This is a genomic window from Amycolatopsis sp. GA6-003 (assembly GCF_046267895.1).
Taxonomy (GTDB): Bacteria; Actinomycetota; Actinomycetes; order Mycobacteriales; family Pseudonocardiaceae; genus Amycolatopsis.
In genome coordinates, this window is the sequence record NZ_CP176499.1 from 8,154,081 (window position 1) to 8,174,353 (window position 20,273).

At 71.1% G+C, this 20,273-nt stretch carries 18 protein-coding genes; 12 read left to right on the plus strand and 6 right to left on the minus strand.

What is annotated here, in order from left to right; all coding sequences use genetic code 11:
• The first annotated feature begins 135 nt into the window (after nt 1-135).
• The 5 genes from F9C12_RS36775 (at nt 136) to proB (ending at nt 6,966) form a co-directional block, all read left to right on the plus strand.
• The gene (locus F9C12_RS36775) at nt 136-3,441 is read left to right on the plus strand and encodes a translation initiation factor IF-2 N-terminal domain-containing protein (protein ID WP_409463526.1); all 3,306 of its coding nucleotides are present in this window, start codon (nt 136-138) and stop codon (nt 3,439-3,441) included.
• Nucleotides 3,442-3,602: 161 nt separating this feature from the next.
• Entirely contained in the window at nt 3,603-3,917 is a 315-nt protein-coding gene (rplU, locus tag F9C12_RS36780; protein WP_009081084.1) for a 50S ribosomal protein L21, read from the plus strand.
• Between the two features lie 48 nt (nt 3,918-3,965).
• Complete coding sequence (gene rpmA, locus F9C12_RS36785) at nt 3,966-4,223, plus strand: 50S ribosomal protein L27 (RefSeq protein WP_009081082.1); 258 nt, start codon at nt 3,966-3,968, stop codon at nt 4,221-4,223.
• A 116-nt stretch (nt 4,224-4,339) separates the two neighbouring features.
• On the plus strand, nt 4,340-5,863 hold the full coding sequence (gene obgE / locus F9C12_RS36790) for a GTPase ObgE (RefSeq protein ID WP_409186339.1): 1,524 nt from the start codon (nt 4,340-4,342) through the stop codon (nt 5,861-5,863).
• Nucleotides 5,860-6,966, plus strand: coding sequence for a glutamate 5-kinase (gene proB / locus F9C12_RS36795; RefSeq protein ID WP_409186340.1), 1,107 nt, complete (start codon nt 5,860-5,862; stop codon nt 6,964-6,966). Before obgE ends, proB begins: the two co-directional genes overlap by 4 nt.
• 10 nt (nt 6,967-6,976) lie before the next feature.
• On the opposite strand, the gene F9C12_RS36800 is transcribed toward proB, so the two are convergent.
• Nucleotides 6,977-7,600, minus strand: coding sequence for a TetR/AcrR family transcriptional regulator (locus F9C12_RS36800; protein WP_409463527.1), 624 nt, complete (start codon nt 7,598-7,600; stop codon nt 6,977-6,979).
• Nucleotides 7,601-7,695: 95 nt separating this feature from the next.
• Here F9C12_RS36800 and F9C12_RS36805 point away from each other — a divergent pair, with 95 nt between their 5' ends.
• Nucleotides 7,696-8,940, plus strand: coding sequence for an FAD-dependent oxidoreductase (locus tag F9C12_RS36805; protein WP_409463528.1), 1,245 nt, complete (start codon nt 7,696-7,698; stop codon nt 8,938-8,940).
• Between the two features lie 2 nt (nt 8,941-8,942).
• Here the strand turns inward: F9C12_RS36805 and F9C12_RS36810 are convergent, their stop codons facing one another.
• The 4 genes from F9C12_RS36810 to F9C12_RS36825 all read right to left on the minus strand — a co-directional run bounded on the left by F9C12_RS36810 (nt 8,943) and on the right by F9C12_RS36825 (nt 15,739).
• Nucleotides 8,943-9,419 (minus strand): hypothetical protein, encoded by a 477-nt coding sequence (locus F9C12_RS36810; RefSeq protein WP_409463529.1) that lies wholly within the window; start codon nt 9,417-9,419, stop codon nt 8,943-8,945.
• A 58-nt stretch (nt 9,420-9,477) separates the two neighbouring features.
• Complete coding sequence (gene argS, locus F9C12_RS36815) at nt 9,478-11,196, minus strand: arginine--tRNA ligase (RefSeq protein WP_409463530.1); 1,719 nt, start codon at nt 11,194-11,196, stop codon at nt 9,478-9,480.
• A 57-nt stretch (nt 11,197-11,253) separates the two neighbouring features.
• Nucleotides 11,254-12,543, minus strand: coding sequence for an MFS transporter (locus F9C12_RS36820; protein ID WP_409186345.1), 1,290 nt, complete (start codon nt 12,541-12,543; stop codon nt 11,254-11,256).
• Nucleotides 12,544-13,630: 1,087 nt separating this feature from the next.
• A complete protein-coding gene (locus F9C12_RS36825; protein ID WP_409463531.1) occupies nt 13,631-15,739 on the minus strand; it encodes a RecQ family ATP-dependent DNA helicase in 2,109 nt (702 codons plus the stop codon).
• A gap of 190 nt (nt 15,740-15,929) precedes the next feature.
• Between F9C12_RS36825 and nadD the strand changes: the two genes are divergently transcribed.
• Genes nadD through F9C12_RS36850 form a run of 5 tightly spaced genes read left to right on the plus strand, consistent with a single transcriptional unit; the run spans nt 15,930 to nt 19,154 of the window.
• The gene (gene nadD, locus F9C12_RS36830) at nt 15,930-16,505 is read left to right on the plus strand and encodes a nicotinate-nucleotide adenylyltransferase (RefSeq protein ID WP_037714940.1); all 576 of its coding nucleotides are present in this window, start codon (nt 15,930-15,932) and stop codon (nt 16,503-16,505) included.
• 44 nt (nt 16,506-16,549) lie between these two features.
• Nucleotides 16,550-16,957 (plus strand): ribosome silencing factor, encoded by a 408-nt coding sequence (rsfS, locus tag F9C12_RS36835; RefSeq protein ID WP_409186347.1) that lies wholly within the window; start codon nt 16,550-16,552, stop codon nt 16,955-16,957.
• Nucleotides 16,954-17,568, plus strand: a complete 615-nt coding sequence (locus F9C12_RS36840; protein WP_409186348.1) for a histidine phosphatase family protein — start codon at nt 16,954-16,956, stop codon at nt 17,566-17,568. Before rsfS ends, F9C12_RS36840 begins: the two co-directional genes overlap by 4 nt.
• 4 nt (nt 17,569-17,572) lie before the next feature.
• The gene (gene octT, locus F9C12_RS36845) at nt 17,573-18,301 is read left to right on the plus strand and encodes a diglucosylglycerate octanoyltransferase (RefSeq protein ID WP_409186349.1); all 729 of its coding nucleotides are present in this window, start codon (nt 17,573-17,575) and stop codon (nt 18,299-18,301) included.
• A 4-nt stretch (nt 18,302-18,305) separates the two neighbouring features.
• Nucleotides 18,306-19,154: a DegV family protein gene (locus F9C12_RS36850; protein ID WP_409186350.1), complete on the plus strand. Its 849-nt coding sequence runs from the start codon at nt 18,306-18,308 to the stop codon at nt 19,152-19,154.
• On the opposite strand, the gene F9C12_RS36855 is transcribed toward F9C12_RS36850, so the two are convergent.
• A complete protein-coding gene (locus F9C12_RS36855) occupies nt 19,147-19,599 on the minus strand; it encodes a DUF3626 domain-containing protein (RefSeq protein WP_409463532.1) in 453 nt (150 codons plus the stop codon). The genes F9C12_RS36850 and F9C12_RS36855 overlap by 8 nt on opposite strands.
• A 61-nt stretch (nt 19,600-19,660) precedes the next feature.
• On the opposite strand from F9C12_RS36855, the gene F9C12_RS36860 reads away from it, so the two are divergent.
• On the plus strand, nt 19,661-19,954 hold the full coding sequence (locus F9C12_RS36860) for a hypothetical protein (protein ID WP_409463533.1): 294 nt from the start codon (nt 19,661-19,663) through the stop codon (nt 19,952-19,954).
• The last annotated feature ends 319 nt before the right edge of the window (nt 19,955-20,273 follow it).

Below are 20,273 nucleotides of genomic sequence, written 5' to 3' on the forward strand. Positions count from 1 at the left end.
GGCGGACCGCACGGCTGCCAGCAGGATTCCCGCCGCTGGTCACCACCACGGCGGGCACGGAACAGAAAGGGCCCCTGCGCGGCCGCGTCACCACCGGTGCGAACCGGCTGACGCGCCCGGGGGCGGAGGAGACACATGTCGAACGCGGACACACCCGCCGATCAGACCGGCGGGAATACCGTCGCACCCACGAGCAGCAGGCTGGGCGAGCTGCCGCCGCGCATCCGCGTGCACGCGCTGGCGAAGCTGCTCGGCCTGAGCAGCCGCGACCTGCTCGGCAAGCTCGCCGAGCTGGGGGAAAGCCCCCGCAGCGCCCAGTCGAGCGTGACCAAGGAGGTCGCGCACCGCGTCGCGGTCATCCTCGACGCGGAGGCCGCCGGATCCGCCGAGCAGGACGCGCCCGCCGGGACCGAAGCCGCCGGAACCCCGGACAGCGAGGCCGCCCCGGCTGCCGCTGCCCAGGAGACCGCGGCCCCGGACGCCGCCGCGCCGGGCGCCGGTCCGGCGGAAGCCGCTCAGGAAACCGCCGCCGCGGAGGGCGCCGCTTCGCCCGAGTCGAGCACTTCGGAAGCCGCTGCCGCGCAGGCAGCTGGCACCGCGCCGGAGACCGCCGCTCAGGAAACCTCCGCCGCGGAGGGCGCCGCTTCGCCCGAGTCCAGCACTTCGGAAGCTGCCGCGCAGGCAACCGGCACCGCGCCGGAAACCGCCGCCGAGCAGGACGCTGCCGCGCAGGCAGTCGCCGCCGGTCCGGACACCGCCGCCGAGGGAACCGGTGCCGCGTCGCAGGCGACCGCCCCGGCCCGCCCGTTCTCCGCCGCGACCGCCGAGCCGGAAGCCGCTCCGGAGCCCGGCGAGAAGCGCACCCGCACCCGTCGCACCCGCCGGGCCGTCGCGCCCGCGATCCCGGCCGAACAGCAGGAAACCGAGCAGGCCACCCCGGCCCGCGGCCCGGTGCACGTGCCGGTCTTCGCCGCGCCGTCGCCGGTCTTCCTGCCGCCGGAGCCCGCGCAGCCGGTGCGGAGCAAGCCCGAACCGCTGTTCGGCGTCGGCGAGGCTCCCGCACAGGCCGAGCGTCCGGGCCGGTCCGAGCGCGCCGCCGACGCCGCCGAGGAAGAGACCTCGGAGGAGACCCGCGACGAGCGTTCCGACGAGGACGGCGACGACGCGGGCAGCCGCCGCCGGCGCCGCCGCGGCCGTCGCGGACGTGGCCGGGGCAAGGGCGGCGACGAGGCCCAGTCCGAGAACGAGGACGAAACCTCCGAAGACCAGCAGGTCCCGCAGTCGAAAGACAGCAAGGACAAGACCGAGAAGCCGGACGAGGCGGGCGAAGCCGAGGCGGAGTCCGAGGACGACGCCGAGTCCGAGAGCGGCAGCAAGCGCCGCCGCCGTCGCCGCCGCCGCAAGGGCGGGGACGACGACGCGGCCGAGACGACCGGCGGCGACGACCCGCCGAACACGGTCACGCACGTCCGCCAGGCCAAGGCCGCCGAGCCCGAGCGCCCGGCGCGCGACGAGGTGCGCAGCGTCCGCGGGTCCACCCGGCTGGAGGCCAAGCGCCAGCGCCGCCGCGACGGCCGCGAGGCGGGCCGCCGCCGCGCCCCGATCCTGTCCGAGGCCGAGTTCCTGGCCCGCCGCGAGTCGGTCGACCGCACCATGGTCGTCGCCGAGAAGGGCGATTCCACGCAGATCGCCGTGCTCGAGGACGGCGTGCTGGTCGAGCACTTCGTGACGTCGTCGGGCACCGGCTCGATCGTCGGCAACGTCTACCTCGGCCGCGTCCAGAACGTGCTGCCCAGCATGGAGGCCGCGTTCATCGACATCGGCCGCGGCCGCAACGCCGTGCTCTACGCGGGCGAGGTCGACTGGGACGCCGCCGGCCTGGAGGGCAAGGCGCGCAAGATCGAGCAGGCGCTGTCCACCGGCGACAGTGTGCTGGTGCAGGTCACCAAGGACCCGGTCGGGCACAAGGGCGCCCGGCTGACCACGCAGATCTCGCTGCCCGGCCGCTTCCTCGTCTACGTCCCCGCCGGCGGGGCCACCGGCATCTCCCGCAAGCTGCCGGAGAACGAGCGCCGCCGGCTCAAGGACATCCTCAAGCGGATCGTCCCGGAGGACGCGGGCGTCATCATCCGCACCGCCTCGGAGGGCATCAGCGAGGAGGAGCTCGACCGGGACGTCCAGCGGCTCAAGGCGCAGTGGGACGTCATCAAGGAGAAGGCCTCGGCCGGGTCCGCCAAGAAGGGCGGCGCCCCGACCATGCTGTACGAGGAGCCGGACCTGCTGGTGAAGGTCGTGCGCGACCTGTTCACCGAGGACTTCGCGAAGCTGGAGGTCCAGGGCTCGACCGCGTGGGAGACCATCCACGGCTACGTGCAGCACGTCGCGCCCGACCTGACCGACCGGCTCAAGCGCTACACCGGCACCGGCGACGCGTTCGCCGACCACCGGATCGACGAGCAGATCACCAAGGCGCTCGACCGCAAGGTCTGGCTGCCCTCGGGCGGCTACCTGGTCATCGACCGCACCGAGGCGATGACCGTCATCGACGTCAACACCGGCAAGTTCACCGGCTCGGGCGGCAACCTCGAGGAGACGGTGACCCGCAACAACCTGGAGTCGGCGGAGGAGATCGTCCGCCAGCTGCGGCTGCGGGACATCGGCGGCATCATCGTGATCGACTTCATCGACATGGTGCTCGAGTCCAACCGGGAACTGGTGCTGCGCAGGCTCACCGAATGCCTCGGCCGCGACCGCACGCGCCACCAGGTGGCCGAGGTCACGTCGCTCGGCCTGGTGCAGATGACGCGCAAGAAGATCGGCACCGGGCTGCTCGAGGCGTTCTCCACGCCGTGCGAGCACTGCAAGGGCCGCGGCGTCGTCGTGTCCACCGAACCGCAGCGCACCGGCGGCGGAGGCAACGGGAACGGCCACAACGGCGCCAACGGGCACAACGGCCACAGCCACGGCGGCGACACCAAGAGCTCGCGGCGGTCCCGCGGCCGCGGCAAGGGCGAGGAGCAGCACCACGAGCCCAAGCCGGAGCCGGCCGCCCCGGCCCCGACCCCGGAACAGCGCGAGTCGGTCGTGTCGGCGGTGCAGGCGATGGCCAACGCGTCCAAGGCCAAGCACGAGCACCACGTTCCGGAAGCCGCCGAGGCGAAGGAGCCGGAAGCGGTTCAGCAGGCCGCCGCGCCGGAAAAGGCCGAGGACAAGACGGAGGCCCCGGCCCCCGTCCAGCAGCCGGAGCCGACGCGGCCGGAGCCCGCGGCCGGCCAGGCCGCGCCGGTGGCGGAAGCCCAGGAGGAGACCGCCGAGGCGGCCTCCGAAGAAGAACCCGAGGTCGACGTCCCGGCCCCGGCCGTGCGCAGCACCCGGCGCCGTCCGCGCCGCGCCGCTTCGCGTCCGGCAGGGCCGCCGGTGAAGGCTTCGGACCAGAGTTGATCCACCACGGGTACCCCGGGTGCAGCGGCGCCCGGGGCCTCCCGTAACCTGTAGTACGGCTCATCGCAAGCATGAGCCGCTGCGCGAGCACCTGGACCGCCCCCGGGCGGGCCGGCCGCGCCAGCCCCCTAACCCATTGTCGAGTAATGCAGGAGACATCCGTGTCGGCGTACGCGATCGTCAAGACCGGCGGCAAGCAGTACAAGGTTGCCGTTGGCGACGTCGTCGAGGTCGAGAAGCTCGAGGGCGAGCCGGGCACCGAGCACACCTTCCCCGCCGTGCTGTTCGTGGACGGTGGCGAGGTCACCACGGACGCCGACGCGTTGGCGAAGGTCTCGGTCACCGGCAAGGTCGTCGAGCAGACCAAGGGTCCGAAGATCCGGATCCACAAGTTCAAGAACAAGACCGGCTACCACAAGCGCCAGGGTCACCGGCAGAAGCTGACCCGCGTCGAGGTCACCGGCATCTCCAAGTAGTTCTCCGGATCTTCGAAAACCGAAACTTTCCCAGAAGGGGCTTGAGCGATGGCTCACAAGAAGGGTGCGTCCAGCTCCCGCAACGGTCGTGATTCGAACGCCCAGCGACTGGGCGTCAAGCGCTTCGGCGGCCAGGAGGTGAACGCGGGCGAGATCCTGATCCGCCAGCGGGGCACCAAGTTCCACCCCGGCGTCAACGTCGGCCGCGGCGGCGACGACACGCTGTTCGCGCTCGCCGCCGGTGCGGTCGAGTTCGGCTCGAAGCGCGGCCGCAAGACGGTCAACATCGTGCCAGTCGAAGCCTGATTTCGGCTTCAGCGCAGCAGAACCTCCGAACGAGGGGTGGGGCCGGAATACTCCGGTGCCACCCCTCGTTCGTTTTTGTCCGGATACTTTTTTCGCACGTGAAGTGAGGCAGAACCATGGCGTCCCGGTTCGTGGACCGCGCGGTCATCCATCTGACCGCCGGGGACGGGGGAAACGGCTGTGCCTCGGTGCACCGCGAGAAATTCAAGCCGCTCGGCGGCCCGGACGGAGGCAACGGCGGCAACGGCGGTGACGTGACGCTCGTCGTCGACGCCAACGTGCACACCCTCCTCGACTTCCACTTCCGCCCGCACGCCCGCGCCGGCAACGGCAAAATGGGCATGGGCAGCAACCGCAACGGCGCCGCCGGCGAGGGACTGGAGATGAAGGTTCCGCCGGGCACCGTCGTGTTCACCGAGGACGGCGAACTCGTCGCGGACCTCACCACCCCCGGCACCCGGTTCGTCGCCGCGCAGGGCGGCCGCGGCGGGCTCGGCAACGCCGCGCTCGCGTCGAAGGCCCGCAAGGCTCCCGGATTCGCGCTGCTCGGCGAGCCCGGCGAGAGCCGCAACCTCGTGCTGGAGCTGCGTTCGGTCGCCGACGTAGGCCTGCTCGGCTTCCCGTCCGCGGGCAAATCGTCGCTGATTTCCGTGCTGTCCGCGGCGAAGCCGAAGATCGCCGACTACCCGTTCACCACGCTCGTGCCGAACCTCGGCGTGATCACCGCCGGGTCGTCGGTGTTCACCATGGCCGACGTGCCGGGCCTGATCCCGGGCGCGTCCGAGGGCCGCGGCCTCGGCCTGGACTTCCTGCGCCACATCGAACGCTGCGCCGTGCTGGTGCACGTGGTCGACTGCGCGACGCTGGAGCCGGGCCGCGATCCGCTGTCCGATGTGGACGCGCTCGAGGAGGAGCTGGCCCGCTACACGCCGGGGCTGGGCGGCAAGCTCGAGGAACGCCCGCGCGTGGTGGTGCTGAACAAGATCGACATCCCGGAAGCGGCCGAGCTGGCCGAGTTCGTGCGCCCCGACCTGGAGGCGCGCGGCCTGCGCGTGTTCGAGGTCTCCACCGCGTCGCGCAAGGGCCTGAAGGAGCTGAGCTTCGCGCTGGCGGAGGTCGTCGAGGCCTACCGCGAGGCGCAGCCGGTGCTGGAGCCGGAGAAGATCGTGCTGCGCCCGCACGCGATCGACGACAGCGGGTTCACCGTCGAACGCGATCCGGAGGAAGAAGGCGGGTTCATCGTCCGCGGCCCGCGCCCGGAGCGGTGGATCCGGCAGACGAACTTCGCCAACGACGAGGCCGTCGGCTACCTCGCGGACCGGCTCAACCGGCTCGGCGTCGAGGAAGCGCTGGCGAAGCACGGCGCCCGCCCGGGCAGCCCGGTCACCATCGGCGACATCCAGTTCGAATGGCAGCCTTCCACGCCGGGCGTCGCGGTGCACCTTTCCGGCCGCGGCACGGACGTCCGGCTGGAGCGCAACGACCGCGTCAGCGCGTCCGAGCGCAAGGAAGCCCGCCGGATCCGCCGCGACGGCACCGGCGAGGACGAGGACCTGGTCGAAGAGGAGACCGCCCCGTCCGTCGACGCTGAGCTGGACGACGTGTGGGACGACGAGGAGCAGGCGGAGCGCGACCGGTGAGCGGCACGCGGCACGAGATCGCGGAAGCGCGCCGGCTGGTCGTCAAGGTCGGGTCCTCGGCGCTGACCACCGCGGGCAGCGGACTCGACGTGGCTCGCCTGGACGCGCTCGTTGACGCCATCGCGGACCGCGTGGCCCGCGACGCGCAGATCGTCCTCGTGTCCTCGGGTGCGATCGGCGCCGGGCTCGCGCCGTTGAAGCTGGGCAAGCGGCCGCGTGACCTCGCCACGCAGCAGGCGGCGGCGAGCGTCGGACAGCTCGCGCTGGCGCACGCGTACGCGGAATCGTTCGGCCGCTACTCCCTGACCGTCGGCCAAGTCCTGCTCACCTCCGACGATGTCGTCCGCCGCTCGCACTACCGCAACGCGCAGCGCACGTTCTCCCGGCTGCTCGCGCTCGGCGCGGTGCCGGTGGTGAACGAGAACGACACCGTTGCCACGCAAGAGATCCGCTTCGGCGACAACGACCGCCTCGCCGCTTTGGTGGCGCACCTCGTCGGAGCCGACGCGCTGGTCCTGCTGTCCGATGTGGACGGTCTGTACGACGGCGATCCGCGCGACGGCGCGACCCGCAAGATCACCGAGGTGCGCGGCGAGTCCGATGTGGAGGGCATCGCGGTCGGGATGTCGTCCTCGGGGCTCGGCACCGGCGGCATGGTCTCGAAACTGTCCGCGGCGCGCACCGCGGCCGGCGCCGGAATCCCGGTCCTGCTGGCTGCTGCCGCCGACGCGGGGGAGGCGTTGCGCGACGCGAACGTCGGCACCGCGTTCGCGCCCGCCGACACCCGGCTGTCCGCCCGCCGTTTCTGGCTCGGCTACGCCGCCGACACGTCCGGCCGCCTCCGCCTCGACGACGGCGCGGTGCGGGCGATCCTGCGCCGCCGTTCGCTGCTGGCGGCGGGGATCACCGGGCTGGAGGGGGAGTTCGAGGCCGGGGACGTCGTGGACCTGGTGGATTCCGCGGACGTGCCGGTGGCGCGCGGGGTGGTCGGGTTCGACGCGGGGGAGCTGCCCGCGTTGATCGGCCGGTCGAGCCACGAGGTCCCGGTGGAGCACCGCCGGGAGGTCGTGCACGCCGACGACCTCGTCCCGCTGCGCCGCTGAGCAGCAGCCGCTAAGAACCCGCGAGATGCCGCGCTACGCGGGCGAGCTGCTCCGCGTAGTACTCCACAAAGGACTCTGACGACGGGTCCTCCCCGGTGAGCGCCTCGGCGACCCGGGGAAGCGACGTCGGCGCGCTCGCCGCCGCGATCAGCATCAGCAGCAGCGTCTTCGGGTCCACATCGGACGGGAAGTCGCCCGCGTCCTGTCGCGCCCGCATGTACTTGAGCTGGCCCTCCAGGAATTCGCGCTGCGACTCCGCGCCCGCGTCGCCGGGGGTGCTCTCGGCCATGTTCTCCCGCAGGAACAGCCGGGCCTGGTCCTGGTCGGCGAGCCCGCCCTTGGCGAAGTCCGCGAGCACGTCCGCGAGCGGCCGGTCCGGCGTGGTCATCGCGGCGAACCCGGCGAACGGTTCGCTGGCGACCTCGGCGTACAGGCCTTCCTTGCCGCCGAAGTAGTACGAGATCAGCTGCTTGTTCACGCCGGCGCGCTGCGCGATGTCGCTGACCCGCGCGGCCGCGTACCCCTTGCTGCCGAACTCGGCTTTGGCCGCCTCGAAAATGCGGGCCTTCGTGCGTTCGGGGTCACGCTGGCGCTCCCCGGGTCGGGGAGCGCGGCGCGGGCTGGTCTCGGACACCGGAGCAGCCTAACCGACCGGTTAATCATCCTGAAGGTTGACCCAATCATCCGTATGGATAATTATGGAGGCAGGCGACCGAGAGGGGAACGACCGTGAAGAAGATCAAGGTGGCGGTGGTAGGCGGCGGCACCGGCGGGTTGTGCCTGGCGCACGGCCTGACGCGGGCCGGAATCGAGGTGGCGGTGTACGAGCGCAGCCGGACGCGGACCGAGCGGTTGCAGGGCTATCGCGTGCACATCGCGCCGATGGGGTCCGCCGCGCTGCACGAATGCCTCCCGCCGGCGGCGTGGGAGCAGTTCCTGGCCACCACGGGGATCGGCGGGGCGACATTCGGCTTCGTCACCGAGAAGATGCGCGAGCTGGCGGCCTTCGACGCTCCGCCGAGCGCCGGCCCGGCCGCCGCGCACCATTCGGTCAGCCGGATTTCGCTGCACCAGGTGCTGTCGTCCGGATTGGACGGAATCCTGTGGTACGACAAGGAATTCGTGCGCTACGAGACCGATTCCAAGGGGGTCGGCCTGCATTTCGCCGACGGCACCACCGCTGAGGCGGATCTGGTCGTGGGCGCGGACGGCGCGAGTTCCCGGGTGCGCGCGCAGTTGCTGCCGCACGCGAAGCGAGTGGACACCGGAATCCGGACCGTGATCGGCAAATTCCCGCTGACCGAAGAGTCCCGCGCGCAGCTGCCGGAGCGGCTGGCGACGGCCCCGACGCTCGTGCTGCCCCCGCCGGGCAGCGGGATGTTCACCGCGCCGCACGAATTTTCGGCGGCTTCGGTCAACGACGAGACCGCGACCGTCGACCCGGTGCTGTTCGACAACACCAGCAGCTACGTGATGTGGTCCTACGGCGCGAAAGCCGCCCGTTTCCCGGCTGACCTCGCCGAACTGGACGCTCCCGCGCTCCGTTCGCTGATCGTGGGCCGGATCCGCGACTGGCATCCGGCGTTCAGCCGCCTGGTGCGGGATTCGCCGGACGCGACGGTGAGCATGCTGCCGATCCGCACGTCGGTGCCGGTCCGCGAGTGGAAGACCGGACCGGTCACCCTGCTCGGCGACGCCGTGCACAGCATGACGCCGTTCCGCGGCATCGGCGCGAACATCGCTCTGCGCGACGCACAAGTGTTGTGCCGCAATCTTTCCCGCGGCGGCGACGTGCCCGCTGCGGTCGCCGACTACGAACGGCAGATGCGGAAGTACGCGTACCCGCAAGTGCGGGGTTCGCTGCGCAGTGCCGAGCAGTTCGTGACCGAGAGCCGATTCAGCCGCGGAGCGACGCGCGCGTCGATGGCCGCGCTGGGAGCGGGCCTCTCGCTGCGCCGGAAGCTGCGCGGCTGAGGTCAGCCCGCCCCGTACCAGCGGCCGCCCGGCGGCATGGCGTACTCCGTGTACAGAAGCGCGGCCAGCGTGTGCCAGCCGGTCTCGTCCGCGGGGTACGTCCGGCCGCCCGGCGCGATCAGCACGGCCTGGCCGCTCGCGTCGGCGACCAGCGAGACCGGCGCCCGGTACTCGTCGTAGTCGTGCCGCACGAGCCAGCGCCACCCGATCGTGAACCGCCGGCGCGCGGTCACCGGATACCGCACGTCGACATCGGACACGCCGGTGCCGACGATCGTCCACAGTGGAGTGACGCGGAGCCCGGCGAGGTGCACGAGCTGCGGTTTCCTGCCGTCCGGTTCGAACCGGTAGTACGGCCGCCGGCGCCATTGCTCCCAGCGCAGCCGCAGTCGTTCGCGCCGGATCGGCCCGCGCAGCCGGGACAGCGCCTCCTCGACCAGCGCGAGGGCGCGGGTGTAGTCGGGATCGTTGCGGGACACGAGATTCTCCCCTCTCTCGTGCCCGAAACTACGGAAGCGGCTGGGGACCGGTCCCGCTCTAGAGGCGGCGCGGGGCCTCGATGCCTAGCAACGCCAAACCCTGCACGAGCGTGCGCGATGTGAGTTTCGCCAGCTGTACCCGCGACGCGAGCAGCTCCGGCGTCTCCGCGGTCAGCACCGGACACTCCTCGTAGAAGCGCGAGAAGGTGACCGCGGTGTCGTACAGGTACGTACAGAGCTTGTGCGGCGCGTACGCGGACGTCGCCGCGCTGATCGCTTCGCTGAACCGCAGCAGCGTCAGAGCGAGCGTGCGTTCCTCTGGTTTTTCAAGCAGCACTGGCGCGTTGTCGTCGGTGTCGCCGGCCTTGGCGAGGATCGACTCGATTCGCGCGTGCGCGTATTGCAGGTAGACGGAGGTGTTGCCGTCCTTGGCGAGCATGCGGTCCCAGTCGAACACGTAGTCGCGTTCGCGGTCGCTGGACAGGTCGGCGTACTTCACCGCGCCGATTCCGACTGCGCGCGCGACCTCCCGCTGCTCTTCCTTGCTGAGTTTACTGCGCTCGGCAACGACTTCCGCGGCCTGCGCGACCGCTTCGTCGAGCAGGCTGGCGAGCTTGACCGTCTCGCCGGCGCGGGTGCGCATCACCTTGCCGTCCGCGCCCAGGATCGAGCCGAACCCGATGTGCTCGGCGTGCACGCCGTCGAGCCAGCCCGCCGCGCGCGCCACCGCGAAGATCATCGCGAAATGCTGTGCCTGCGGGGTGCCGACGACGTACAGCAGGTCGGTCGCGCCGCGTTCGGCGGTCCAGTACCGGATGGTGGCGAGGTCGGTGGCCGCGTAGCCGTAGCCGCCGTCGCGTTTGCGGACGATCAGCGGGAGGCGGTCGCCTTCGCGGTTGGTGAAGCCCTCGGGGAAGACGCAGACCGCGCCGTCGCTGATCTCGGTGAGCCCGTCGGCCTCGAGTTCGTCGACGACCTCGCCCAGGTACGGGTTGTAGAAGCTTTCGCCGTAGATGTCGTCGTCGGTGAGCGTGACGCCGAGCTGGCGGTAGGCCGCGTTGAAGTGCCTTGTCGACTCGTCGACCAGTTCCTGCCAGAAGGCGAGCGTGGCCGGGTCGCCGCTCTGGAGTTTCACGACGCGCTCGCGGGAACGGGTCGCGAAGGACTCGTCGGAGTCGAATTTCCGGCGCGCGGCCTGGTAGAACGCGTTGAGGTCGCTGCGGTCGCCGGACGGCTCGTCGAGGTGGTGCTCGATGAGCATGCCGAACGGGGTGCCCCAGTCGCCGAGGTGGTTGTGCGGCAGCACTTCGTGCCCGACGAAACGCAGCAGCCTGCTGATCGCGTCGCCGAGCACCGTGGAACGCAGGTGCCCGACGTGCATTTCCTTCGCGACGTTGGGACTGCTGTAGTCGAGCGCGATCCGCCGCGGCTGCTCGGCTTCGGGGACGCCGAGCCGGTCGTCGCGCGCCTGCTCGGCGACGCGCTGCTCGAGCCATTCGCGGCGCAGCACGAAGTTCAGGAATCCGGGCCCGGCGATCTCGGGCCGGTCGGCGACGCCGTCCAGCTCCAGGTTCTCGGCGATCCCGGCCGCGACCTCGCGCGGCGGTTTGCCGAGCCGCTTGCCGAGGCTCATCGCCAGGTTGCACTGGTAGTCGACACCGTCGCGAGTGGACACCGCGACGAGCGCGGCGGACGGGTCGAGGTCGACGTCGAACGCTCGGCGGAGCGCGGCCACCACGCGTCGGGCCAGTTCCTCACTAACCTCGGGCTTGCGCACGGTGTCCCTCCTTCGCGTAGTCGATCGGTGAAGCCTACCGACCGCGCGCGAGGGGGTTTACCGCAGTTCGCTGCCCTTCGTCTCGGGCATCCGGAGGATCACGACGAACGCGATCACGGCTCCGCCGGCGACGTACCAGAAGAAGGCGGTGGCCGCGCCCGCCGCGGAGAGCGCGCTGAGCACGAGCGGCGCGGTCCCGCCGAACACGGCGACGGTCAGGTTGTACCAGGCTCCGATGCCGAGCCCGCGAAGCTCGGTGGGGAAGAGCTCGCTCATGATCGCCGGCGCGAGCGAGGTCATCGCGGTGTAGAGCGCGAGACCGACGCAGAACACGATGAGCAGGTTCCCGATCCCGGGCCGCACGAGGTAGGAGAGCGGCACGATCACCAGCGCGGTGGCCCCCGCCCAGACGAGCAGCTGAGGCCGTCGCCCGTACCGGTCGGCGAGCGCGCCCATCGGATACTGGAGGACGACGAACAACGCGGTCGCGATGGAAAGCGCGAGGAACGTGTCGACGTCGTTCGCGCCGCGCCCCTTGACCGCGAACGACGGGAGGGCGCTGAAGAAGGTGTAGTAGCAGAGCGTGTTGAGCATCGAGAACCCGATGAGCTGCCCGACCGCGCGCGGATGCTGGGTGACGGTGGTGAGCAGCGGCCGCTGAACCCGCCGCGCGACGTCCTTTTTCTCGTGGTACAGCTCGGTTTCCGCGAGACTGCGGCGCAGCCACAGCCCGACCAGCCCGAGCACGCCGCCGAGCAGGAACGGAATCCGCCAGCCGAACGAGGTCAGGTGGGCTTTGTCCATGGTGCGGGCGAGGACGAACCCGAGCACCGTCGCGATGAGCACCGCGGACCCGGTGGAGATGTAGAAGAAGGACGAGTACCGCCCCCGCCGTTCCTTGGGCGCGACCTCGCCGAGGTACGCGGAAGCGTTGGACACTTCGCCGCCGAGCGAAAGCCCCTGCGCGATCCGCGCGAGCAGGAGGAGGATCGGAGCCAGCCACCCGACCTGCGCGAACGTCGGAAGCACCCCGATCGCGACCGACCCGCCCGCCATCAGCGAAATGGTGAGGAGCATGGCGGGCTTGCGCCCGTGCACGTCGGCGAACCGGCCCAGCAGCACGCCGCCGAGGGGCCGGAAGAAGAACGCGAGCGCGTAGGTGGCGAAGGTGTTGATCAGCGCGAGGGTTTCGTTGCCAGGAGGGAAGAACGCGCCGGCGAAGTAGATGCTGAAGGTCGCGTAGATCGTCCAGTCGAACCACTCGAGCGCATTGCCCGCACTGGCAGCGAACAACTTCCGCACCGGCAACCGATGCCGGGCGACGCCTTCGGCCGTAGAACCGGGCATTCGGCAACCTCCACACGTCCACACGCCCGCACGGGCGGAACGGGACTTTGCCAGAAATGCCCGGAGATCGGTAGATCTCGGCGAAGGATGCCAGTTGGTGCTTGTCCCACTGCGGTGGGTGACGCGGGATCGCTTTTGCCGCAGGGAATCGTGCGGTGACTCGGGAGACGGCGCGGATGGTTGCCGCACCCGGGACGGGTTGCGCGGCCGGTTGCGGTGCGGGGGCCGGGCTGCGGGTGGCGGGGTCTGCGGGTGGCGGCCGGAGACTGGGCGGTGGCGCGGGCGGTTGCCGTGCGAAGCGACGCGGGCGGCGGCCGCCGGAGATCGAGCGGAGGAGCGGCCAGCCGTCGCGCGGTGGCTGACCGGCGGCACGGATGCGCAAGCCGCTCTGGCCGAGGCTGACCGCCGGGCTGCTTGGCGGAAGCTCGTCCCCGCCCCGCCCCGCCCCGCCCCGCCCCGCCCCGCCCCGCTTCGTGCGGCATCCCCGCATCCACACGGCCGCCTCGCGATCGCATGGAACGTCGGCGGTCGCACGACGCGCGTCGGGCGCACCGCTGCACCGGTGCATCGGTGCCGCTGCGCCGTCACTTATGCAGCACCGATCCAGCGACCACGCCGTGGGCCGCCGCACCCCGGCAGCATCCGCCGTGCCACGACTCGTGCTTGCCGCAACCCGCCTGGACGCCTCGGTGTGCGCAAGCCCTGACCAGGCCTCGCCGCCGGTCTCAGCCCGCCGCACCTGTCAGCCGCCGCCGATCCCGACTGCCAAGCTGACTTGCCCGGTCGCCTAGGCCTGGGCGCGCCCGCCGACCGCCGATCCGGCCGTCCAAGCCGAACCGGTCTGGCCGCCCAGCCACCGAGACCCGAGCACACTCGCCAGCCGCCGGTCGTGGCCGCTCAGCCGACTCCGCCCAGCCACCCAGGCCTAAAGGCGCTCGCCAGCCGCCGGTCCTGACCATCCAGGCCGATCCGGTCTGGATGGTCAGCCGAGCCCGCCAGCCACCCAAGACCCGAGCGCACTCACCGGCCGCCGACCCCGGCCGCCAAGCCAACCCGGCCAACCCGGCCAGCCAGACCCCAGCCCCCCTCAAGCAGTGGTCGCCAACGCGAACGGCAACACCCCCTCCGCCCCGGCCCTGCGCAGCAGCCGGGCCGCCAGCGTCATCGTCCAGCCGGTGTCGATCAGGTCGTCTACCAGCAGCACCGGTCCGCGGGTCTGCGCGACGCTCGCCGCCACGTCCTCCGGCAGGCTCAGCCGGCGCCACAAATCGGCCAGTCGCTGCGCGCTGTTCGCCTGCCGCGGCGGAGGTCCGGCCGACGCCAGTTCTCCCAGGTAGTCCAGCCTGCCGATCGCCGACAGCCGCAGCGCGAGGCTGTCCACCAACTGCGGCCGCGTCGCCGACGGGATCGCCACCACCGCCACCGGACGTTGCGCCCACTGCCATCCCGCGAGCACCTTCACGCACGCGTCGAACACCGAGTCGGGGACCTCGGCGTCCGGCGCGCCCGGACCGAGCAGTTCGCGCAGCCGGCCGCCCCAGCCCACGTCCGTGAGCCGGCCCAGCACCTGTCCCGGCTCGGCTTGTTCCTCCGTCTTGATCCGGCCCGACAGCGGCACGTCGAGCCCTTTCATCCCGCTCGGCCACTGTTTGCGCGGCGCCACCTCGACCCCGGGCCGGTCGAGCCGTTCCCTCGTAGCACCCGCGATTTCCTCGGATACCGCCGTGCTCCAGTGCTCTCCGGTGCAGTTGTCGCACCGGCCGCACGGCGCTGCCTCCGGATCGTCGAGCTGCCGTCGCAGATACTCCATCCGGCATCCGGCGGTGCGGATGTACCCGAGCATCGCCTCCTGCTCGGCCGCCCGCGCGACGCCGACGCGTTCGTACCGTTCCCGGTCGTACTCCCACGGCTGTCCGGTGCTTTCCCATCCGCCGCGCACCCGGCGCACCGCACCGTCCACATCGAGCACTTTCAGCACCATCTCCAGCCGCGACCGGGAAAGCTCGACCGACGGCTCCAGCGCGGCTGTCGAAAGTGGACGGTCGGCGTACGCGAGCGCGTTGAGCACCTGCGTGACGCGCAGCTCGTCCGGGAACGCCAGCGATCCGAAGTACGCCCAGATCGCCTTGTCCTCGCGCCCGGGCAGCAGCACCACCTCGGCCCGCTCGACGCCGCGACCGGCCCGGCCGACCTGCTGGTAGTAGGCGATCGGCGACGACGGCGCGCCCAGGTGCACCACGAACCCGAGGTCCGGCTTGTCGAACCCCATCCCGAGCGCCGACGTCGCCACCAGCGCCTTGACCCGGTTGGCCAGCAGGTCGTCCTCCGCGGCCTGGCGGTCGGCCGGATCGGTCTTCCCGGTGTAGGCGGCCACCGGATAGCCGCGGTCGGACAGCAGCGCGGTGACGTCGTGCGCGGCGGCGACGGTGAGCGTGTAGATGATGCCCGACCCGGGCAGCTCCGCCAGGTGCTCGGCGAGCCAGGCCAGCCGCGCCTCGTCGCTGGGCAGTTCGGCCACCGCCAGCCGCAGGCTTTCCCGGTCGAGCGGACCGCGCAGGACGAGCGTGTCCGTCTCGCCGCCGATGCCGAGCTGCTCGGCGACGTCCGTGGCCACCCGGTCGTTCGCGGTCGCGGTGGTGGCCAGCACCGGCACGCCTTCGGGCAGGTCGCCCAGCAGCGTGCGCAGCCGCCGGTAGTCCGGCCGGAAGTCGTGGCCCCAGTCCGAAATGCAGTGCGCCTCGTCCACCACCAGCAGGCCGGCGCTGGCGGTGAGCTTCGGCAGCACGCTGTCGCGGAAGTCCGGGTTGTTGAGCCGCTCCGGGCTGACCAGCAGCACGTCCACCTCGCCCGCGGCCACCGACGCCTGGACCTGGTCCCACTCCTGCGCGTTCGCCGAGTTGATGGTGGCCGCGTGGATCCCCGCCCGGGCGGCGGCGGAGATCTGGTTGCGCATCAGGGCGAGCAGCGGCGACACGATGACCGTCGGCCCCGCTCCCTGTTCCCGCAGCAGCGCGGTGGCCAGGAAGTACACGGCAGACTTCCCCCACCCGGTGCGCTGCACGACGAGCGCGCGCCGGTGGTGCGCGACCAGCGCCTCGATGGCGGTCCACTGGTCCTCTCGGAGGGCGGCGTCGTCTCCGGCGAGCGCGCGGAGCAGGGTCTCCGCACGGGTCCGTAGAGCTTCGGTGGTGTCCACGTCCCCCGGTCTACCCCATGCCCCCGACAATCCCGGAGCCGACCGGGCCAGAACGGACAGTTCGCAGCCGAAAACGCAGACTTATGTGACTCATGTCACAACAGTAACCTAGGTCGCAGCCGCGACGGGAAGCCCTCGCGCGCCCGCGCGTATAGGCTCACCGGCTATGTCACCACGCCGGATCGGGGTCATGGGCGGCACCTTCGACCCCGTGCACCACGGCCACCTCGTCGCGGCCAGCGAGGTGCAGTCGCGGTTCGCGCTCGACGAGGTCATCTTCGTGCCGACCGGGCAGCCGTGGCAGAAGTCCGGCCGCCGCGTCACGCGCGCCGAGGACCGCTACCTGATGACGGTCATCGCCACCGCGTCCAACCCGGTCTTCTCGGTGAGCCGGGTCGACATCGACCGCGGCGGGCAGACCTACACCGTCGACACGCTGCGGGACCTGCACGAGGAGTACCCGGACGACGAGCTGTTCTTCATCACCGGGGCCGACGCCCTCGAGCAGATCCTCACCTGGCACAAGGCCGACGAGCTGTTCGACTTCGCGCATTTCATCGGCGTCACCCGGCCGGGCTACCGGCTCAATTCGCACCATCTGCCGAGCGGCAAGGTGAGCCTGGTCGAGGTCACCGCGATGGCCATTTCGTCCACCGGATGCCGCGAACGCGTCGAGCGCGGCGAGCCGGTCTGGTACCTCGTGCCCGACGGCGTTGTGCGCTACATCGCCAAGAAGGACCTCTACCGCAAGGACGCCGAGGCCTGACCGGGTACCCTCGTCCGGGTCCACCCGAAATCTGAAGGAGCACTGTGGCAGCGACGTCCGAGGCACGGAACCTGGCGGTGGCGGCCGCGCACGCGGCGGCGGACAAGCTGGCCAGCGACGTGGTCGTCCTGGACGTGTCCGAGCAGCTCGTGATCACCGACGCGTTCGTGATCGCGTCCGCGGCGAACGAGCGGCAGGTCGGCGCGATCGTCGACAACGTCGAGGAGAAGCTCCGCATCGAGGGGCACAAGCCGGTGCGGCGCGAAGGCGCGCGCGAGGGCCGCTGGGTGCTGCTCGACTACGTCGACGTCGTCGTGCACGTCCAGCACGCGGACGAGCGCTCGTTCTACGGCCTCGAGCGGCTGTGGAAGGACTGCCCGCGGATCGAGGTCGAAGGGCTGGCGACGGTCTCCGCCGACGACACCGGCGACGCGGACGGTCCGGAGGCGTGAGCCCGCGGCGGCTGCTGCTCTGGCGGCACGGCGAGACGGACTACAACGCCGCCGGCCGCATGCAGGGACACCTCGATTCGGCGCTGACCCCGGTCGGCTGGAACCAGGCGCGCTTCGCCGTTCCCGCGCTCGCGCGGTTCGCGCCGGAGCTGGTAATCGCTTCCGACCTGCGCCGCGCCACCGACACCGCGACCGTGCTCACCGAGGCGATCGGCGTGCCGCTGCAGATCGACAAGCGGCTGCGCGAGACGCACCTCGGCGAATGGCAGGGCCTGACCGGGGCCGAGGTCGACGAGGGCTATCCGGGCGACCGCGAGCTGTGGCGCACCAACGCCGCGTGGGCCCCGCCGGGCGGCGAGTCCCGGGTCGAGGTGGCCGAACGCGCCGCCGAGGTGGTCAACGACCTGATGCAGCCGAACTCCGGCGCCGGGGAATCGGTCCTGCTCGCCTCGCACGGCGGCCTGATCCTCGCGTTGACGGCGAAGCTGCTCGGCCTGCCGGTCGAGGTCTGGCCGTCGCTCGGCGGGATCATGAACTGCCACTGGGTCGAACTCGGCCATCGCGAGGGGAAGTGGCGGTTGCACGCGTACAACGCGGGCATCACCGGCTGACCCGATGAGCCCGCAGCTGCTCGTCTTCGGCGATTCACTCTGTTTTCACGGCCCCGAGGGCCCTTGCGCGGCCGACGATCCGCGCCTGTGGCCCAACGTCGCCGCGAACGCGCTGTCCGGACACGCCGACCTCGTCGCTGGCATCGGCTGGACCGCGCGCGACTTGTGGTGGTCTCTCACCGGCGACCCGCGCGTGTGGGCGGATCTGCGCCGCGTCGACGCTGTCGTGCTCGCAGTCGGCCACATGGACACACTGCCGTCGCCGTTGCCGACGTATCTGCGTCAGGGGCTTCGCTACCTTCGCCCCGACGGCGTGCGTCGCGTCGTACGCGGTGCTTATCTCGCTGCGCAGCCACGGTTGTCTGTCCTGCTGCGAGGACGTCCTCGTGTGCTTCCTGCGCGGCTGAGCGTGAGCTATCTGGACCAGTCCGTCGAAGCGTTGCGCGCGTTGCGTCCTGAGTTGCCTATCTTCGGAATGCTGCCTTCGGTGCACCGCGCTGATGCGTACGGCCGCGTACACACAGGACGCGCCGAAGCGGCCGCTGCACTCGCTTCGTGGGCCGCGCGCCGCGAAGTGCCGTTGCTCGACACGCCCGGCGTAGTCGGCGAACATGTCTTGAGCGGCGCGGGAAATCCCGACGGCATGCACTGGGGATGGGCGGGACACGAAGCTGTCGGCACGGCGATGGCGAAACTCGTTGCCCCGCACCTCGGCTCTGGCAACGTAGGCTGACGACGTGTCGGTCGCCGTGGTCACGGACTCCACCGCGCACCTGCCCGAAGGCTTCGCCGAGCGGCACTCGGTGCGGGTGGTGCCCCTGCACGTCCTCGTGGAAGGCGTGTGCTCGCTCGACGGCGTCGAAATGGGTCCCGCCGCGCTCGCGGAAGCGCTGGGGGAGCGCAAAATCGTCACCACTTCCCGGCCCACCCCGGCCGAGTTCGCAGCCGAATTCCGGGCCGCGCTCGACGCGGGCGCGGACGCGGTCGTGTCCGTCCATTTGTCGAGCGAACTGTCCGGCACCTGGGAAGCCGCCGTGCTGGCAGCGGAAGAAGTCGGCTCCGACCGGGTTCGTGTCGTCGATTCCCGCACCACCGCGATGGGTTTGGGCTTCGCCGCCCTGCACGCCGCGGACGCCGCCGCGTCCGGAGCCAGCCCGGCCGAAGTCGAAGCAGCGGCGACGGAAGCCGCCGAACGGTCGTCGACGTTGTTCGTGGTCGAGACGCTGGAACACCTGCGCCGCGGCGGCCGGATCGGCTCGGCCGCGGCGTTGCTCGGCACCGCGCTGGCGGTGAAACCGGTGCTGCACATGTCCGACGGGCGGATCCTGCCGCTGGAGAAAGTGCGCACGATGAACCGCGCGATCGGGCGTTTGGTCGAGTTGTCCGTGCAGGCGGCGGGCACCGGACCGGTCGAATTGGCAGTGCACCATCTCGCCTCGCCGGAGCGGGCCGTCGAATTGGCGAACCGGCTCGAGGAAGCGATCCCGGGGTGCGCCGGAGGATGCGTGGTGTCGGAGATCGGCGCGGTCATCGGCGCGCACACCGGACCTGGCGTGCTCGGCGTGGTCGTACAGCGAGCTAGCTGAGTTCCCGGTTGCCGAACCGGGCGAGCAGGTGCCAAACGCGCTTGCGGTCTTGCTCGTCGTGACCAGCGGCTTTCCCGAGAATGCGCGGGTCGAGCCGTCCGTCCTCGGCGAGTTCGGCACCGAGCGCGGTGAACTCCGGACCGCGGTAATCGGGGTGTCGAAGCAGTTCTTCAGCGGTGATCCGGAAGCCGTCGTGCCATTCGACCGGGCCCAGTTTTCGTGCCGCTGCCTCGATTTCCGTCCCTCGATAGGATGGATCGAGAACCAGCGCTTCGGCGTCCCGCGCCAGGTCCACCTCGCCGTGCACCTGCGCCTCGATGTAGTCGTCGAGAAGATCTTTGCCGTCCGCTTCCGCGATCGCGACCAGTTCGGACAGGCGCTCCTCGACGCCGAAGGACGTCGGCTCGAAAACACTGTCGGGATAACTGAAAGTCGTTCGCGACATCGTGTACCCGGGCATCCGCTAGACCTGGTAGCCAGCCGTCGAACGAGAGCATCCCGCCGCCGTGGACCACACCGACCTGACCTTGCGCCCGATCTCCGAGCCGGACGAACTCGATCTCTTCTGCCAGCTCGCCGACGATCTCGCGGCTCGGCGGCGGAGACCGGAATGGAGGCGGGTCGCGCTCCGAGGCGGCGAACTCGTTGCCAGGGCTGCGTGGTGGGGCCGCGCCGAGGAGTCGGAGCCGTTTGTGCTGGACGCTTTCGATCTTGAGGACGTGCCCGTCGGCGCGCGGCTGCTCCGGACTGCGAGGGCGAAATTCTGCCCGCGGGCAGAAGGCCGGTCTACCACCGGATGATTCTCGCCGAAGTCACTCGAATCCTTGCCGCACAAGAGGTTCCTCGCCTCCGAGCGGCGAAAGATCTCGGCAATGTCCCCATGGCGAACGCATTCCGGCGCGCGGGATACGTCAATTTCGAACGCGCGATCACCATGGCCTGGCAGTGATCCGAATGGAGCCTTGGGAACGCGCGGTCGCCCACGTCGCCGCGTTGGCGACCGGCAGCCGGGCCGATCCGGCGTGGCGCGTCACGCTGCATTTCCACCCCGGACCGGCTGGTCGACGGGGCGGCGGGCGCGAACGCTTTTCACGCACCGGTGCCGCGGGCCAAACCCGC

What these genes read in the sequence shown, in the direction of transcription:
- F9C12_RS36775 (WP_409463526.1), top strand. Translation starts at nt 136, where the DNA reads ATGTCGAACGCGGACACACCCGCCGATCAGACCGGCGGGAATACCGTC.
- rpmA (WP_009081082.1), top strand. Translation starts at nt 3,966, where the DNA reads ATGGCTCACAAGAAGGGTGCGTCCAGCTCCCGCAACGGTCGTGATTCG.
- obgE (WP_409186339.1), top strand. Translation starts at nt 4,340, where the DNA reads ATGGCGTCCCGGTTCGTGGACCGCGCGGTCATCCATCTGACCGCCGGG.
- F9C12_RS36820 (WP_409186345.1), bottom strand. Translation starts at nt 12,543, where the DNA reads ATGCCCGGTTCTACGGCCGAAGGCGTCGCCCGGCATCGGTTGCCGGTG.
- nadD (WP_037714940.1), top strand. Translation starts at nt 15,930, where the DNA reads ATGGGCGGCACCTTCGACCCCGTGCACCACGGCCACCTCGTCGCGGCC.
- octT (WP_409186349.1), top strand. Translation starts at nt 17,573, where the DNA reads ATGAGCCCGCAGCTGCTCGTCTTCGGCGATTCACTCTGTTTTCACGGC.
- F9C12_RS36855 (WP_409463532.1), bottom strand. Translation starts at nt 19,599, where the DNA reads ATGTCGCGAACGACTTTCAGTTATCCCGACAGTGTTTTCGAGCCGACG.